The organism is Streptomyces vulcanius (assembly GCF_042653945.1).
GTDB classification, from domain to species: Bacteria; Actinomycetota; Actinomycetes; order Streptomycetales; family Streptomycetaceae; genus Streptomyces; species Streptomyces mangrovi.
Genome location: NZ_JBHSFK010000023.1, coordinates 172,979 through 187,842, shown reverse-complemented (window position 1 = coordinate 187,842; position 14,864 = coordinate 172,979). Strand labels below are relative to the sequence as shown.

The window sequence follows — 14,864 nt, the reverse complement described above, 5'->3', positions numbered from 1 at the left end:
GAGGCCGCCAGGCGGTGGACGCCGAGATCAAGCTCCTCGGCACGGTGCACAACATCAACAAGCTCATCAATCACCCGCCCAAGAAGAACCCTTGACCTTCACCGGGCAGAAGCCGTGCGACAGCCTCGGCATGTGCTGGCGGAGGTTCCGAAACGTCCGGCGTACCCGGGCAGGGGTGAGGCGGTCGGGTGCGGCCGGTCTTTCCCAGGGATGCCGCGGGTCCTGGACAAGCGGGCGGGCGAGCCTGAGCTGGGTGTAGGCGGCTCAGACACGCATACAACTCGTCCCGAAAGCGTGACGCTTCCGCGAACGCTTCCCCCACAGCAGCTTCAGGCAGCAGACTCACCCTCACGGCCTTCGTCGTGGTCACGTGCACCTTGGTCGGAGCACATGATCAGACGGTGGCCGCCTCGGCGTCCGGCACATGACCAAGCGGGCGAAGAAGTTCAAGACGCCGTTCGAGGCGTGAGGAATCGGCTCAGTCGGGCAGCGCGACGGTAAGGTCAACCTCGACCAGCTGTCCTGCGAAGCCCAGCTGTGCAACGCCCAGGAGCGTGCTGGCGGATGCGAACGCCGACCCGAGGGCGGAGGTGGTGAGCCGATGCCATGCAGTGCCCAGGACATCTCTGTCGTCGCTCCGCACGTAGATCACCGAACGCACAACGTGATGGGGCTGGGCACTCACTGCCGCGAGGGCAGCGAGCGCGTTCACGACGACCTGATCGACTTGCACCTCGACGGAGCCCGAGCCGACAAGGGAACCGCTCCGATCGAGCGGGCACTGCCCCGCCAGATACGCCGTCCGGCCGACTTCCACCACGGTGATGTGGTGGTAGCCGGGCGTGTCATGCAACTGCTCGGGATTGATGTGGGTGATCTTCGCTGTCATGCCCGCGAGTCTGACCAGCATGACGCACACACGCATCGCAATTTCCCCCCGTCGCGACCGCCGATCGCGGCGCGAGGTTAAAGAACAAGCTGAGCCTGACTCCGTCGGGCACCTGCGCGGCCACGGCGCCAGCCGACCCCGCGCATGGTTGAGCCTTTCGCTGGGGGCGGTAGCGGGCCGGCGTGGTCTACCACCAGGCGGAGCACTTGGCCGGGGGGTCCGTGACCAGCGAGCCGCAGACCCGGAACTGGTACTCGGGGTCGGTGCTGGTCCGCCGGAAGGGCGTGGTCAGGCTCTGTCCCGCGGACCGGACGGTGAAGGGACCGCACTGGAGCCAGGGGGACACGGAGTCAGCGTTGTCCCAGCCGTTTGCCCGCCAGTCCATCCAGACCTTGTCGCCGGGTCGGGTCTGACCGCTGATCTTGCCGAAGCCGATCTGCGTGCTGCCGTAGACGCCCTTCTCGAGCGTGAAGTGGACGTTGCCGACCCAGAACTCCCGCGGCTTCACGGAATCGCCCGACGCGTTGTCCGGGTGGTCGCGGAAGCCGCGCTTGCCTCCCACGCAGTCGGAGGCCGCGGCCGCGGCGGGCTGCGGGGGCTGAGCGAGGACGACACCGGTGGCTACCGTGCACAGCGCCGCGACCGTGGCGAGGGTGGAACGTAACAGGCGCATGAGAGTTGTCTCTTCCTGTCTGTGGAAGGAACCCCGTGATGAGGCCGGGGCCTGGAGGACGACTCGAACCTTAGGGAGGAGGGGGAGCCGGCGGCACCTGAGAATTGTCAGGGTGGCCGTACGCCGCTCAGATCGAGACGAAGGCCGTGAAGGTGAGTCTGCTGCCTGACGCCGGTCCCGGGGAGGTGTTCGTGCAAGCGTGACACTTCCGCGAACGCGTCCCGCAGGACGCCCAGGCACTCCAGACTCACGACCACGGCCTTCGTCCTGTTCCTCTGCCTCTGTGACGGAGCAAAGGATCAGACGAAGGCCGCCCTCACGCCCGCTGAACTGCGAAAACACCGACCAGGTTCGAGCCGCGTTCGACGCCGGACCTGAAACGACAAGCTGAACGCCGGTGCCCGACGGCGGCAGCCGCGGCGGGCTGCCGCCGTCGTCTCACAGCGCCGAGACGTCGGTCCGCCGCCGGTCCGGCTTGAACGGCAGCGCGGACACTGTCGCCCGGACCTCGCGCTGCGCGGTCCCCGGCCGCCCCCACAGCACCACGACTTCGCTCCCGGGGGTGGCGTGGTCGTCGTCGATCACGCAGAGGGAGATGGTCGCCCGCAGGTTCACGCTGACGGTCCGGCCGGTGGACACACCCACCCGCTGTCCGCCGACGAGGACCTGGTCGAAGGCCGGGCCACGGCCGCGCGGGACCTCCATCGGGTCGGGCAGTTCGCCCTCACCGAGGTGCGCGGTGAGGATGCCGGCGACGTCCTCGGAGTGCCAGCGCAGGCCCACGAGCGTCCGCCGCGGTTCTCCCTCGGCGGCGTCGGCGGCCAGCGCGTCACGGCCCTGGAAGTCACGGTCGGGGACTCCCTTGCGGAAACCCCAGCCCAGCTCGCCCGGCTTGCGGAAGTAGTCCGTGATGCCGTTCTCGGGCACGAAACTGCCACCCGGCGTTCCCCTCCTGAACTGCCTCGGCGCGCCGGGCGTCAGGATGGAGGCGGGGAGATAGTCGAGGCCGTTGGTGGCGATGCCCGCCTCGATGTGCTGCACCGGCTGCGACCTGAGACCGAGCTGGCGGATTCCGAACCGACCGCCGCTCTCGACGGTGGCCGACCAGATCTCGCTGGCGTGCCCGGCGGGGCCGTGCAGTTCGTAGCCGAGCTCGCCCGAGATGCCCGTGCGCAGGACCCGCACCGGGACTCCGGCGATCCTGGACATCCGGCTCCGGCTGAAGGCGATGTCGCGCAGGTCCTCCCCCGTCAGCTTCTCCAGCGTGTCCAGGGCCGCCGGGCCCTGGATGCCGAAGATGAACCGGTCGGGGCTGACGTCCTGGATCTCCGCGTCCCAACTCCCCTGGCTCAGCTGCCAGATCAGCCAGTCCCCGCTGCCTGCCGTGTACAGGAACTCCTCCTCGTCCAGGCGGCACAGGATCCCTTCGGACGCCACCCAGCCGCTCTGGTCGAGCTGGACGTGGTGCTTGATCTGCCCGTGTGCGAAGCGGGACAGGTCCCTGATGCCCAGCCAGGCGAGGAAGTCCAGGGCCTCCCGCCCTCGGACGACGACCTTGTGCAGGCTGGACCAGTCGCCGAGGTAGCAGGAGGTGACATGCGCGGCGGACTCCTCTATCCAGTTGGTGTATTCGAGAGGCAGCAGGATCTGTGCGAAGGGGGCGAAGGCTCCCTGGGTGTTGCTCTCGTCCTGGGCTGCCGCGGCCGGGCTGAAGTACGCGGGCCGCTCGGCGATGAAGGGGGCGTCCTTCAGCCGCAGGACCGCTTCGTAGGTGCTGCGCTGAGCCTCGGCGATGTCCACGGAGGTCCTCCTGCTCATGGGCGCTTCGACTTCTCCGGCGACCCGGTCCGGTCCGGCTGTGGAACGCCGCGGCACTCGGCCACGCGTCGGCGGGGGTGCAGGGCAAGGGGCGAAAAGAGTCGAAGCTACCTGAATCACTCAGATGCCTCTTCGCTCGTCCGGTCACGAAGGAGGCAACTAGATCGGTTTAGTTGGACCGTAGCAGACGGCGGGAACGACGGCGACGGACTCGACGAAGATCGTTGTCACAGGGTCGCGCGGTGGTGGCCTCCGCCGGTCACACCGACGCGCGGACCACGATCCGGCCGGACACGGGCGCCAGCCCCCCGCTGTCGATACCCAGGGCGTTGCGGGCGGCGATCCGGCCGAGGATCTCGGCGTCGATGTGGACGGTGGTGAGGGCGGGCGTGGACAGGGAGCCGTGCTCGGTCTCGTCGAAGCCGATCACGGCCATGTCCTCCGGCACCCGGCGCCCGAGGTCACGCAGGGCCGTCAGACTGCGCAGGGCGATGTCGTCGTCGAAGGCGGCCAGGGCGGTCACGTCCGCGTGGGCCGCCAGGAACGTCGCGACGGCGGCCGCGCCGGCCTCGCGGGGCCTCGGCACGACGAGGTGGCCCAGGGGCGGCAGCCCCAGCCGCCGGGCCGCCTCCCGGGCGAAGCCGAGCCTGGCCTCGGTCAGCGGGAAGTCGTGGTCGGGCATGGCCATCGCGATCCGCGTGTGCCCCCGCTCGGCAAGGTGGCCGATCTGCAGCGCGGCGTTGGCCGCGAACCCGTTCTCCCAGTCCTCCTCGATGGGCTCGTGGCCCCGCATGTAGACCTCGCCGAGCCGCAGCACCGCCCGGGGCGCGATGGTGTCCAACACCTTCTGCGTGGCTTCCGGGATCGAGTGTCCGTGCCGGACCAGGAGGATGTGGTCGTGCTCGGCCAGTTCCTCGTCCAGACCCCGGACGTAACTCCGGGAGAAGTTGCCCTCCATGCCCCAGTCGACGTTGAGCACGACGATGCGCGAGGAGCCCTCGCGCAGGGCGCGGGCGATGCCGTGCGGGACGTATCCCAGGTCGGTGGCGGCCTCCATGACCCGCTCCCGGGTGGCCGCCGAGATCGTCTGCCGTGGGTCGTCGTTCAGTACGAAGCTCACCGTCGCCCTCGACACACCGGACGCCTTGGCCACGTCGCTCAACGTCACGCGGCCCGAACGACCCATGCCGGCACACTCCCTCACCATCGCCAACACCCCGGCCCACGAGGGGCGCCACCGGAAGTGCTGTCCGACGTCTAGAACGATTAAGCGTCGAGGGCCAGCCTACGCGGCGCCCGGGTGTCGCGCCGACGCTATGTCCAGGAGTCGGCGTGCCTTGAGTTCGGTCTCCTGCCACTCCCCTTCCGGCTCCGAGCCCCAGGTGATACCGGCCCCCGTGCCGAACTTCAGGGCTCCCTCGGCCCGGTCGATCCAGAAGGTGCGGATGCCCACCGCCAGGGCGCCACGCGCGCGGTCGGCGTCCACCCAGCCGATTCCGCCGCAGTAGGGGCCGCGAGGGGCCGTCTCCAGGGCGTCGATGATCCGCAGAGCGCTCTCCTTGGGCGCCCCCGTGACCGAACCGGGAGGGAACGTCGAGGCGAGGAGCTCGGGCCACCCCACACCGTCGCGCAGACGTCCGCCCACGGTGGAGACGAGGTGGACGAGCCCCGGATGCCTCTCCACGGCACACAGGTCGGGCACGGTCACGGAACCCGGAACGCAGACCCGGCCCAGGTCGTTGCGGACCAGGTCGACGATCATCACGTTCTCCGCGTGGTCCTTCTCCAGCAGGTCCGCCTCGGTACGGGCGGTTCCCTTGATGGGTCCGGAGACGATGTCTCCGCCGTCGCGACGGAGGAAGAGTTCCGGGGAGGCGCAGGCCACCTCCACCCCGTGGCGCGGCACGCGGACGACTCCGGCGTACGGCGCCGGGTTGTGCCGTACCAGGAGACCGGCGAGGGCGAGCACGTCGGAATCCGCGCCGACGGGAGCGGACAACACCCGGCACAGGTTCGCCTGATAGACCTCACCGGCCGCGATGTGCTCGCGGATGCGTTCCACTCCTTTTTTGTAAGCGCTCCGGTCGAGCGAGGTGGACCACGCTCGGGCCCGCGGTCCGCGCCAGACAGCCGTGCGAACGTCGCCGTTCCGGATCCGGCGTACGTCGCGGAAGCGCGCGCACGTCAGGTGGCCCTCGAAGTCGGCCGTCACGGCCCAGAAACCCTCGGAGTCCAGCGCTGAGGGATCTCCGGTGACGTCCACGAGCCCGGTGGCGAGACGTCCGCCGAACAGCGCCAGGGGAGGGAGCTCGTCCATTCCGTGCCTCCTGTGGTGCGGTATCGCTCAGCCCCCACGCCGCGACAGCCCGGCGTTCCGCAGCCCACTGGGCGGCACGCAGCGTGTTGACGAGGAGCACGGCGACGCGGGGGCCTTTGAGGGGAATGCCCTCGGCGGCGAGCAGTCCGATGACGCCGCTGGGTGTGCAGGGGCGCGGCCCCGGGTCGGCCGCCGGTCGTCGCGGGCGGCCGGCCCGGTCGTCGCAGGGGGTGACGCACGGCAGGGCCGTGCATCCCCGCACCGGGCGGTCGCTGTGCCGAAGGACTGCCCGGTCAGGCGAAGACGATGGTGTGGTTGCCGTCCCGGATCACCCGGTCCTCGGCGTGCCACAGCACCGCGCGGGAGAGCACCGCGCGTTCCACGTCGGCCCCGCGACGGGCGAGGTCGGCCGCGGTGTGGGCGTGGGTGACCCGGACGACGTCCTGCTCGATGATCGGCCCCTCGTCGAGGTCCTCGGTGACGTAGTGGGCGGTGGCGCCGACCAGCTTCACGCCCCGCCCCTTGGCCTTGGCGTACGGTCCGGCGCCGATGAAGGCGGGCAGGAAGGAGTGGTGGATGTTGATGACCGGGACGCCGACGTTGTCGATGAAGTCGCCGGAGAGGATCTGCATGTAGCGGGCGAGGACGACGAAGTCGACGTTGCCCTTCAGCAGCCGCAGGTGTTCCGCCTCCGCCACCGACTTGTCCGCGCCCTGGCAGGGGACATGGAAGAAGGGGATGCCGAAGCTCCGTACCTCCTCGGCCACATCCGGGTGATTGGAGATCACCATCGAGATGGTGACGGGCAGTTGACCCTGCCGGTGGCGCCACAGCAGGTCGAGCAGACAGTGGTCGGACTTGGAGGCGAAGATCGCGACCCGCTTGGGCACGGAGAGGTCGCGGAGCGTGTAGCGCAGCCCGAACCTCTCCGCCAACTCCTGGTTCAGGTCGGCCCGGAGGGCGGGGAGCGCGGCCTGGAGGCCGTCGAGGCCGAAGACGGTGCGCTGGAAGAAGGCGCCGCCCTGCGGGTTGTCGGAGTACTGGTCGAGGGAGACGATGTTCGCGCCGTGGCCGCTCAGGACCGATGTCACGGCGGCGACGATGCCCGTGGCGTCCGCGCCCTGCACGATGAGCGACGCCTGTTGCGCGGGGGGCCTGCCCGTCGCGCTGCGGACAGGGCGGTCTTGCGTGAGGGTCATGCCAGGCTTTCCTTCCGGAAACGGGTGGCCCACTCGGAGGTGGCCCCGAGCCCGCCGAACGTATAGAAGTGGATCTTCAACTCGCCGTGCCGGGCCGGATCGTGGGCGGCGGCGAGTTCGCGCAGGAAGCGGTCCGGACCGGCGGTGCCCATCAGGTTGGTCAGGGAGAACCCGTACTTCTTGACGACGGAGGCGCTGGTGCCGACCCCGAAGCGACTCGCGTACGACATCAGCCGGCGCACTCCGGCGGGGCCGGGCACCCCGATCCTGATCGGCACCCCGATACCGCGCCGCCGTACCTCTTCCACCCAGGCCAGCACCGGCTCGACGTCGAATCCGAACTGCGTGATGACGCCTGCCTCCAGCGGCTGGTCGGCGAGGGCGGTGTGCTTGTCGTGCAGCGCGGACCACAGCGCCCCGCCGTCGATCGCGGGGTGGCCCTCCGGGTAGCCGGTGATGCCGACGCTCCGTACGCCGTACTCCTGCAGCAGTCCCGTCCGGATCAGGGACAGCGCGTCCTCGTAGGGTCCCTCGGGGTGTGCCGGGTCACCGCCGACCAGGAACACGTTGTCTGCGGTGCCGTCGGCCCGCAGTCCGGCCAGGAACCGCTCGAAGTCGTCGCGCGACCCGAGCCGGCGGGCGGATATGTGCGGTACGGGCACGAACCCGAGCCGTTTCACCGCCCGGGCCGCGTCCAGCCGCAGCTGTGGGTCCTCGTTGCCGAGGAAGGTGACGTTGATCCGGGTGCCCTGGGGAATGGTGTCGCGGGCCTCCTCCAGCTTGGGGACGTCCTTGCCGGTCATCTCCAGGGAGTAGTCCTCGAGGAGCGAGGTCCCGACCACCGTGCGTACCGTGCTCGCGGGGTTCATCGTCTTGCGTCTCGCTTTCCGAGTGCGGCGTCAGCGGTTGCGCCGGTAGAGGGTCCGCGCGTGCTCGTTGAACGGCGCCGGCTGGACGGTGGCGCGGATGCGGGGGAAGCCGAGGTCCGCCTCGGGGTCGGTGCCGGAGCCGGGGTGCTCGCCCCAGACGACCGTGACCTCGGTGCCCGGTGCGGTGTACTCGGCGTCGATCAGGGTCTGGGCGAGGACCGTTCCCACCGGGTCGATCGATGCGCTCTGCATGGTCATGCCGACCAGGCCGGAGCCGTTCTCCACCCGGTGCCGGGCGTAGGTGAGGACGAAGCCGGGGTCCTCGCCCTGTCCGATGAGGGTGCGGACGTCGTCCGGGTCCAGGACGAGGGTGACCTTGGTGCGCAGCGGTCCGTCCTTGGCCTTCAGCAGGGCGTCCCGGCCCACGAAGTCATGGCCGAAGTGGATCATCTTGCCGTAGCCGAGCTCGTAGGGGGAGACGTAGTAGTCCTCGATGTCCTCGGAGAAGTAGCTGCCGTTCAGCGGGCGCTTGCCCTCGATGCCGAACAGGGGCAGGTACTCGCGGTATTCCAGCAGGTCGGGGTCGGTGTAGATGCCGGGTACCGGCGAGGGGATCCAGCCGCTCTCCACGCTCGGGGTGGCATACGCCAGGGCGCCGACCTGGATCAGGCCGAGCGGCTCGCCCACCTTGCAGAACGCCTCGTGGACGTACGCGGCGTGCTCCCACGGGCCGATGAACTCATAGCCGGCCTGGCCGGCCATGCCGTGGCGCAGGGCGCGGAAGGAGCGGCCGTCGAGGACGACCGGGCTGGAGTGGAAGAACTTCGTCTCCGGCAGCGGGCCGCCGAAGGCCCGCTCCACCAGTTCCACGGCCAGGGGGCCCTGGATCTGGTAGCGGAACAGCTTCGGGTCTCCGCCGCCGGGGCGGAAGGCGGAGGAGGGGTCGGTGACGAAGCCGACGTCGTAGCCGCCCTTCTCCGCGTGGTGCCGCACCCAGTTCTGCGCGGCCGGGATCCCGCTGAGCAGGTACTTGTTCTCGCCCTCGCGGGCCAGGATCCCGTCGGTGACGATATGGCCGTTCCGGGTGACCGGCACGTACTGCTTGGCCTGTCCGATCGCGAACTTCTCGAAGTTGTTGGCTCCGTGGTCGGCCAGCACCCGGGTGGCGTCCGGACCCTCGATCCACAGGTCGTACATGTGGTGCGAGAGGTTGAGGAGCGCCAAGCCCTCGTGCCAGGCGGCCTGCTCCTGACGCCACCCCGCGTACTCGCGCGCGACGACCTCGGGGAGCCACGGCTCGGCGTTCGGCTGCCACAGCAGCTTCATCGCCGAGCCGGCCTTGTCGATAGCGTTCTGGAGGGAGGGGGTTGCCATGACGGCTCCTTCTGCTGGCTGTCTGCCTTGGGACTGAATCGATCTAGTGCTGAAACGATCTAGCGAGCGCCGGCGCCGACCGGAACACCGCCGGCCCGAGAGCCGTCGCGGTCGAGGTGAGCGAGGTACGTGGCCGCCATACGCACGGCGTCGAGGCTGGCCCGGACGTCGTGGACGCGTACACAGAACGCGCCGTTGAGCGCCGCGAGCGCGGAGACCGCGGCCGTCGCCGCGTCCCGTCCCCCGGGCGGCACCTCACCGGCGCCGCCGTCCGCGAGAGCCGCACCGATGAAACGCTTCCTGGAGGCACCGACGAGCACGGGGTACCCCAGTCGCCGCAGGGAGCCGAGGCCGGCCAGCAACGCCCAGTCGTGCTCCGGCCGTTTGGAGAAGCCGAGCCCCGGATCGAGGACGATGCGGGCGGGGTCGACACCCTGTTCCGCCAACTGCCCGAGTCGGCGGGCGAGTTCGGCCGTGACGTCGGCGACGACATCGTCGTAGTCCGCATGACGGTCCATCAAGCGGCTCGACGTACGCCAGTGCGTGGCCACGTACGGGACACCGGCGGCGGCGACCGCCCGTGCCATGGCCGGGTCGGCCAGCCCGCCGCTGACGTCGTTGACCATGCGCGCTCCCGCCTCGACGGCGGCTCGGGCAACGGGCGCGTGCATGGTGTCGACGCTCGTGCACACACCGGCCCGTGCGAGTTCCCGCACCACCGGGACGGTCCGGGCCAGTTCCTCCTCCAGGGCCACGGGGCCCGCCCCCGGCCGGGTGGACTCGCCGCCCACGTCCACGATGTCGGCGCCCTGCGCGGCGAGTTCGAGTCCCCGGTCGACCGCGCGCCGACGGTCCGCGTACAGACCGCCGTCGGAGAAGGAATCGGGCGTGACGTTGAGGATCCCCATGACCAGACAGCGGCCCGGTCCGGGAAGCCCTTCCCTCTCCGCCGGCGGTCCCGGCCTCCCGACGGCGGCGACGCTTCGCACGGTTGACATCGGCGGCAACCTCCTCGATCCCGCGCCCTGCTGCGGGAAGGGAATGGAATGCTAAATCGATTAGGCAGTCATGTTACAGAGAGGTGCTTAATCGTTCTAGTTCCTGGGCGGCGTGCTCCCGTTCGTCGAGCGAAAGCTGATGTTGCACGCCGGACGGGTTGTCACCGCCCAGGACCCGGGGAGGCCGACGCGTCAGCGCTTGTCGCTCGCGAACGGCCGGCGGGAGATGGTCGCGCGGATGACGGTCTGCGCGTGCCGCTCGACGGTCGGGTTGGCGGATCCGCCGTTCGGCTCGCCCCAGACCAGGTCGACCTCGCGTCCGTAGCCCAGTTCGTCCGCGTCGATCATGCAGACGGAGATCCAGCCGCGGACGTTGGACGAGTAGCTGCAGAGCGTCGACAGCCCGATGAGCCGGCCGTCGCTCTCGACGCGGTCGAACTGTGAGGCCGAGTAGAAAGCGGCGGGCGTCTCGATGTACTTGAACCGCCTGTCCCCCTCCTCGTACATGCTCGCGTAGACGCGGGCGACGTCGTCGCGGTGCCAGGACAGCCAGGCCTTCCTGCGGTGCTTCCGTCCGCGCATCCGCTCCAGGGGTTCACGGCCGATGAAGGGGTGGTCGAACTTGAGGATGTGGCCGTAGCCCAGGTCGTAGGGGGTGACGTAGTAGTCGTCGATCCGGTCGGGGACGAAGCTGCCACCGGTCGAGAGGTTCGCCTCGAAGCTCCGCGCGCCCAGCCACTCGCGGTACGGCTTCATGCTCTCGCCCGAGTAGACCGCGGGCACGGTGGACGCGATCCAGCCGGACTCCGTGGCCACGGAGGCGTAGGCGCGACCGCCGATCTGGCGGATCCCGTACGGCGCGCCCGCCTCGAGGAGCGTGTCGCGGATGCCGTCGAGGTCGGCGTAGGGGCCGAAGAACTCCAGGCCGGGGAAGCCGGACATACGGTGGTTGAGGGCCGTGACCTCGTACTTGCCGATGTGGAACCGGCCCATGGTGAAGAAGGGGATGTCCGGCATGGGACCGCCGTTGACGTCCTCGAAGATGCGGGCCGCGTACGGGCCCTGCAACTGCAGCCGGTAGAACTCGCGGCCGTGCGGGTTCTGCGCGGTGCGCTCGTCGCGGCGGACGGTGACGTCGTAGCCGCCGGTCTCGGCGTGGAACTGGACCCAGTTGAGGGCCGGCGGGCGTCCGACGATCCGGACCAAGTGGTCGGCGAGGCAGAAGAGGATGCAGTCGCCGATCATGTAGCCGTCGTGGTTGACCGCGATGAACTGCTTGGCCTGCATCGGGCCGAAGCCCTCGAAGCTGTTCGCGCCGAGTTCGGACAGCAGGCGGTAGCAGTCCGGGCCCTCCACCGTGAGGTCGGTCATGTGGTGGGAGAGGTCCATGAGCGCGGCCGTGGTGCGCCAGCTCTCCTGTTCGTCACGCCAGTTGGTGAACTCGGCGCGGATCGGGAAGGGGTACGCCCCCGACCGCCCGCCGCGCAGCAGCGCCAGCGGGCCACCGGCCTCGCGTATCTGGTCCTCGAGATGTGCCATTGCTTCCTCCATGTCATGCGGATGCGGCTGCGGGTGCCGCGACAGCGGGTGGGAAGGATGCCGATTCGGCGAAGGGACGGGGTGAACGTCCGTCCGGTGGGCCTGACGGCCCAACGCGATCACACAGGCGCCGACCCGGTTCCGGCCCGGTCAGCGACGGTACTGTACCGTACAGTACGGTCAGCGGCAGGGGCGGGCAAGGGGGCGGTTATACGATGTCGGCCGTGCAGAGGATGAGAGCCGCGGACCGCCGGAAGCTGATCCTGCGGGCGGCGGGCGAGCTGTTCCTCACCAAGGGGTACGCCGGCGTCACGATGGAGGATGTGCTGACGGAGGTCGGCGGATCCAAGGCGACGCTGTACCGGCACTTCGCGGACAAGGCCGAGCTGTTCCAGGCCGCGGTGGAGGCCCTGTGCGACGAGTGGTCGACGCCGGTTCAGTCCTTCACTCCCCCCGGCACCGATCTCAGCGAGACACTCACAGCCCTGGGCGGTCACTTCGCCGCCCTGGTCCTCACCCCGCAGGCCATCGCCCTGCACCGGCTGGTCACCGCGGAGGCGGCACGCATGCCGGGGGTGGGCCGCGCCTTCTTCGAGCACGGCCCCGCCGCCGGCCAGGGTGTTCTGGCCAGGTATCTGCGGCGGGCCCGGGACGCGGGTGAGATCGAAGTCGCCGACCCCGTGCGCGCGGCGGCCCAGCTGTACCAGGCGATGCTCGGCGACCCCCAGATGCGGCTGCTGACGAACTCGCCGCACAAGCCGGACGACGCGGAGGTCAGGGAGAGCATCGCCACGGCGGTCCGGATCTTCCTGCGCGGCACGACCACGTAGCTCCGGGCTTCCGCCCTTCCCGCCTCTCGCGTGTGGCGAAGGGCTTCTGCTAGCGTCGCGTCATCGCGTCAACTAAATCGTTCTAGCAGAGAGGCTCCTCAGCACCTCTCACCTGCCCCAGGAGGTACTTCCATGGACCGCATACTCCTGATGCGCAGCTTCGTCACCGTCGCGCAGATCGGCAGTTTCAGCGGCGCCGCCCGGGCGCTGAACTCGTCGGGTTCCCTCGTCTCACGTCACGTGGCGGAACTGGAACGGCAGATCGGTGTCCGCCTCGTCAACCGCACGTCCCGCTCGGTCAGCCTCACCGAAACGGGCCTGCGCTACTCCGAGTTCGCCGCCCGCATTCTCGCCGAGATCGAGGCGGAGGACGCTCTCATCGGGCACCTGCACGACCGGGCGGAAGGCCCTCTGAACGTCCTGTGCCCCAAGTGGATCGGCAGTCTCGACGTCGGGGACGCCATCGCCGCCTTCGCCGCCGACCATCCGAAGATCGCCGTGCGGTTCGAACTGGGAGGTCTGTCGGAGCGCACCTATGACTTCCTGGACAGTGGTTTCGACGTCGCGCTGCACACGCGGGACCTGCGGGACTCCCGGATACACCTCAGGAAGATCGCGTCTCTGCCCTTCGTCCTGTGCGCGTCCGAGGACTACGTCAAACGCCACGGCGATCTTGACCACCCCGGCGATCTGGCCGACCGCGACTGCCTGGTGCACGTGAACGAGCCCGTGTGGCGGCTCGGACACGGATCGAACTCCAGCCTGCACAAGATCCGCAATGTGGCCTTCTCCTCGAACTCGTACATCGCCCTGCAGAAGGCCGCCGTCCAGGGCCGCGGCATCGCCGTGCTGCCCCAGCGATCGGCGTACGACGACCTGGTCTCCGGAGCACTGCGGGTCCAGCTCCCCGCGGTACCCGTCCCCGACCGCCCGCTGTACGCGGTCTACGGCCCCGGCCGGACGGTGCCGCGGAAGATCGTCACCCTGCTCGAATTCCTCACGCGATGGTTCAGGGAGAACCCCACCCCGACGATCCGGACGGGCGGCGACGGGCAGCATCCCGACCAGTGATCGCGGTCGCGCTGTGCGGCGTCAGGACGACAAGCGGGTCGAGTCCTGCTGTGCCGCGCCCTGACCGCCCCGCCAGGTCCTGCGCATCGCAGAGGAGCCGCCCACATGTGTCAGAACGACCAGCCGACCCAGGACGTGGAGACCAACTCGCCGCAGAACGCTCCTGGGCGCGGTGGCGGCCTCGGCCGTGGGCGCCGCGCCGCTGCTCTCGGCTCCCCCGCCACGGCCGCACCCGCCTCGGACACCGCTCTGTCACTCGTCCTGCTCGGGGGCAACAGCGGTCCACCCGCCCCGAAGGGCCGGCGGGTCTGGGCCTGCCGGAAGCCCGGCCGGATGCTCCGCCGCGCCGATCTGATGCACGTCCCGGTACGGCGCGGCGGCGCCCGCCGGGGGTGACGGGTCAGGCGGGGGGGGTGAAGCGGGCGATGGTGTGGTGCCGGCCCGCCCGATCGCCGTCCTGGCAAGATGGCGGCATGGAACGTGTGCTTGGAATCGGTGGATATTTCATGCGGGCCGCCGACCCCGCGGCCCTGAGCGCGTGGTACCGCGATTGCCTGGGCCTGGACGCCGACGAGAACGGCCTGTGGCGTCAGGAAGCCGGGCCGACGGTGTTCGCGACGTTCGAGTCCGAGACCGACTACTTCGGATCCCGCGCCCAGCGAACCATGCTCAACTTCCGGGTCCGCGACCTGGACGCGATGCTCGCGCAGTTGCGCGCCAAGGGAGCGGACGTGGTCCAGGAAACGCAGGACATGGAGGGCGTCGGTCGATTCGGCTGGGTCACCGATCCGGAGGGCAATCGGATCGAGCTGTGGCAGCCGGCCTGACCGCGTCTTCACGCAGGCGGTGACACCTTCTGCTCGCTGTCATGGGAACACCTCGGCGAACCTGTCACCGAACTCGCGCCGCGGTGGGAGGCGCGATGCAGGTCCGGACGCCGTCGGCGGCAGGCCAAGCACGCAGGCGCCGGTCGCGTCGCTGGACACGAGGGCCGCGGTGGCGATGCCCGAGAAGGTGAGGAAGGTGCGGCATTGCCGTCCCTGACGAGATCGGAGAAGCAGATCTTCGCCGGCCGCCAGGGCGCGCCGATGCATTTCACGAGGTCGAGAGACCCGCTGCCGTCCGATGGTGTAGCCGGCTGCACCACGGGTTCGGGAGCGCACTCCCTCGTTGACGCGGCCCGATGCCGGGATCGTTGACATCGCAGGGTCGCCCTGCCGCCCACTCCCGCGGCGGCATCGTCATAGCGCGACCGTGTGCACTCATACCGGGGCCGCCGCAGAAGTC

At 69.8% G+C, this 14,864-nt stretch carries 14 protein-coding genes and 1 pseudogene; 4 read left to right on the top strand and 11 right to left on the bottom strand.

Annotated features, from left to right (window positions below):
• Nucleotides 1–123: 123 nt before the first annotated feature.
• The 11 genes and pseudogenes from ACFPIH_RS31750 to ACFPIH_RS31700 form a co-directional block, all read right to left on the bottom strand.
• Nucleotides 124–264 (bottom strand): annotated as a pseudogene (locus ACFPIH_RS31750) (NF041680 family putative transposase); the annotation flags it as partial.
• 214 nt (nucleotides 265–478) lie between these two features.
• Nucleotides 479–889 (bottom strand): Rid family hydrolase, encoded by a 411-nt coding sequence (locus ACFPIH_RS31745; protein WP_381176114.1) that lies wholly within the window; start codon nucleotides 887–889, stop codon nucleotides 479–481.
• A 187-nt stretch (nucleotides 890–1,076) separates the two neighbouring features.
• On the bottom strand, nucleotides 1,077–1,562 hold the full coding sequence (locus ACFPIH_RS31740) for a hypothetical protein (RefSeq protein WP_381176110.1): 486 nt from the start codon (nucleotides 1,560–1,562) through the stop codon (nucleotides 1,077–1,079).
• Nucleotides 1,563–2,000: 438 nt separating this feature from the next.
• On the bottom strand, nucleotides 2,001–3,380 hold the full coding sequence (locus ACFPIH_RS31735; RefSeq protein WP_381176107.1) for an aminomethyl transferase family protein: 1,380 nt from the start codon (nucleotides 3,378–3,380) through the stop codon (nucleotides 2,001–2,003).
• Between the two features lie 259 nt (nucleotides 3,381–3,639).
• Nucleotides 3,640–4,566: a LacI family DNA-binding transcriptional regulator gene (locus ACFPIH_RS31730; RefSeq protein WP_381176104.1), complete on the bottom strand. Its 927-nt coding sequence runs from the start codon at nucleotides 4,564–4,566 to the stop codon at nucleotides 3,640–3,642.
• 99 nt (nucleotides 4,567–4,665) lie between these two features.
• On the bottom strand, nucleotides 4,666–5,697 hold the full coding sequence (locus tag ACFPIH_RS31725; protein ID WP_381176101.1) for a chorismate-binding protein: 1,032 nt from the start codon (nucleotides 5,695–5,697) through the stop codon (nucleotides 4,666–4,668).
• Nucleotides 5,698–5,990: 293 nt separating this feature from the next.
• Nucleotides 5,991–6,896, bottom strand: coding sequence for a formyltetrahydrofolate deformylase (gene purU, locus ACFPIH_RS31720; RefSeq protein WP_381176098.1), 906 nt, complete (start codon nucleotides 6,894–6,896; stop codon nucleotides 5,991–5,993).
• Complete coding sequence (locus ACFPIH_RS31715) at nucleotides 6,893–7,765, bottom strand: methylenetetrahydrofolate reductase (protein ID WP_381176095.1); 873 nt, start codon at nucleotides 7,763–7,765, stop codon at nucleotides 6,893–6,895. Before ACFPIH_RS31715 ends, purU begins: the two co-directional genes overlap by 4 nt.
• Before the next feature lie 30 nt (nucleotides 7,766–7,795).
• Entirely contained in the window at nucleotides 7,796–9,139 is a 1,344-nt protein-coding gene (locus ACFPIH_RS31710) for an aminomethyl transferase family protein (protein WP_381176092.1), read from the bottom strand.
• Nucleotides 9,140–9,198: 59 nt separating this feature from the next.
• Nucleotides 9,199–10,137, bottom strand: coding sequence for a dihydropteroate synthase (gene folP / locus ACFPIH_RS31705; RefSeq protein WP_381176089.1), 939 nt, complete (start codon nucleotides 10,135–10,137; stop codon nucleotides 9,199–9,201).
• 192 nt (nucleotides 10,138–10,329) lie between these two features.
• Nucleotides 10,330–11,676, bottom strand: coding sequence for an aminomethyl transferase family protein (locus tag ACFPIH_RS31700; protein ID WP_381176086.1), 1,347 nt, complete (start codon nucleotides 11,674–11,676; stop codon nucleotides 10,330–10,332).
• 233 nt (nucleotides 11,677–11,909) lie between these two features.
• On the opposite strand from ACFPIH_RS31700, the gene ACFPIH_RS31695 reads away from it, so the two are divergent.
• The 4 genes from ACFPIH_RS31695 to ACFPIH_RS31680 all read left to right on the top strand — a co-directional run bounded on the left by ACFPIH_RS31695 (nucleotide 11,910) and on the right by ACFPIH_RS31680 (nucleotide 14,404).
• Nucleotides 11,910–12,506, top strand: a complete 597-nt coding sequence (locus ACFPIH_RS31695) for a TetR/AcrR family transcriptional regulator C-terminal domain-containing protein (RefSeq protein ID WP_381176144.1) — start codon at nucleotides 11,910–11,912, stop codon at nucleotides 12,504–12,506.
• Between the two features lie 132 nt (nucleotides 12,507–12,638).
• Nucleotides 12,639–13,577 carry a LysR family transcriptional regulator gene (locus ACFPIH_RS31690; protein ID WP_381176083.1) on the top strand — a complete coding sequence of 313 codons (939 nt, stop codon included), beginning with the start codon at nucleotides 12,639–12,641 and terminating at the stop codon, nucleotides 13,575–13,577.
• A 105-nt stretch (nucleotides 13,578–13,682) separates the two neighbouring features.
• On the top strand, nucleotides 13,683–13,973 hold the full coding sequence (locus tag ACFPIH_RS31685; protein WP_381176080.1) for a hypothetical protein: 291 nt from the start codon (nucleotides 13,683–13,685) through the stop codon (nucleotides 13,971–13,973).
• 77 nt (nucleotides 13,974–14,050) lie between these two features.
• The gene (locus ACFPIH_RS31680) at nucleotides 14,051–14,404 is read left to right on the top strand and encodes a VOC family protein (protein WP_381176077.1); all 354 of its coding nucleotides are present in this window, start codon (nucleotides 14,051–14,053) and stop codon (nucleotides 14,402–14,404) included.
• Nucleotides 14,405–14,864 lie beyond the last annotated feature (460 nt).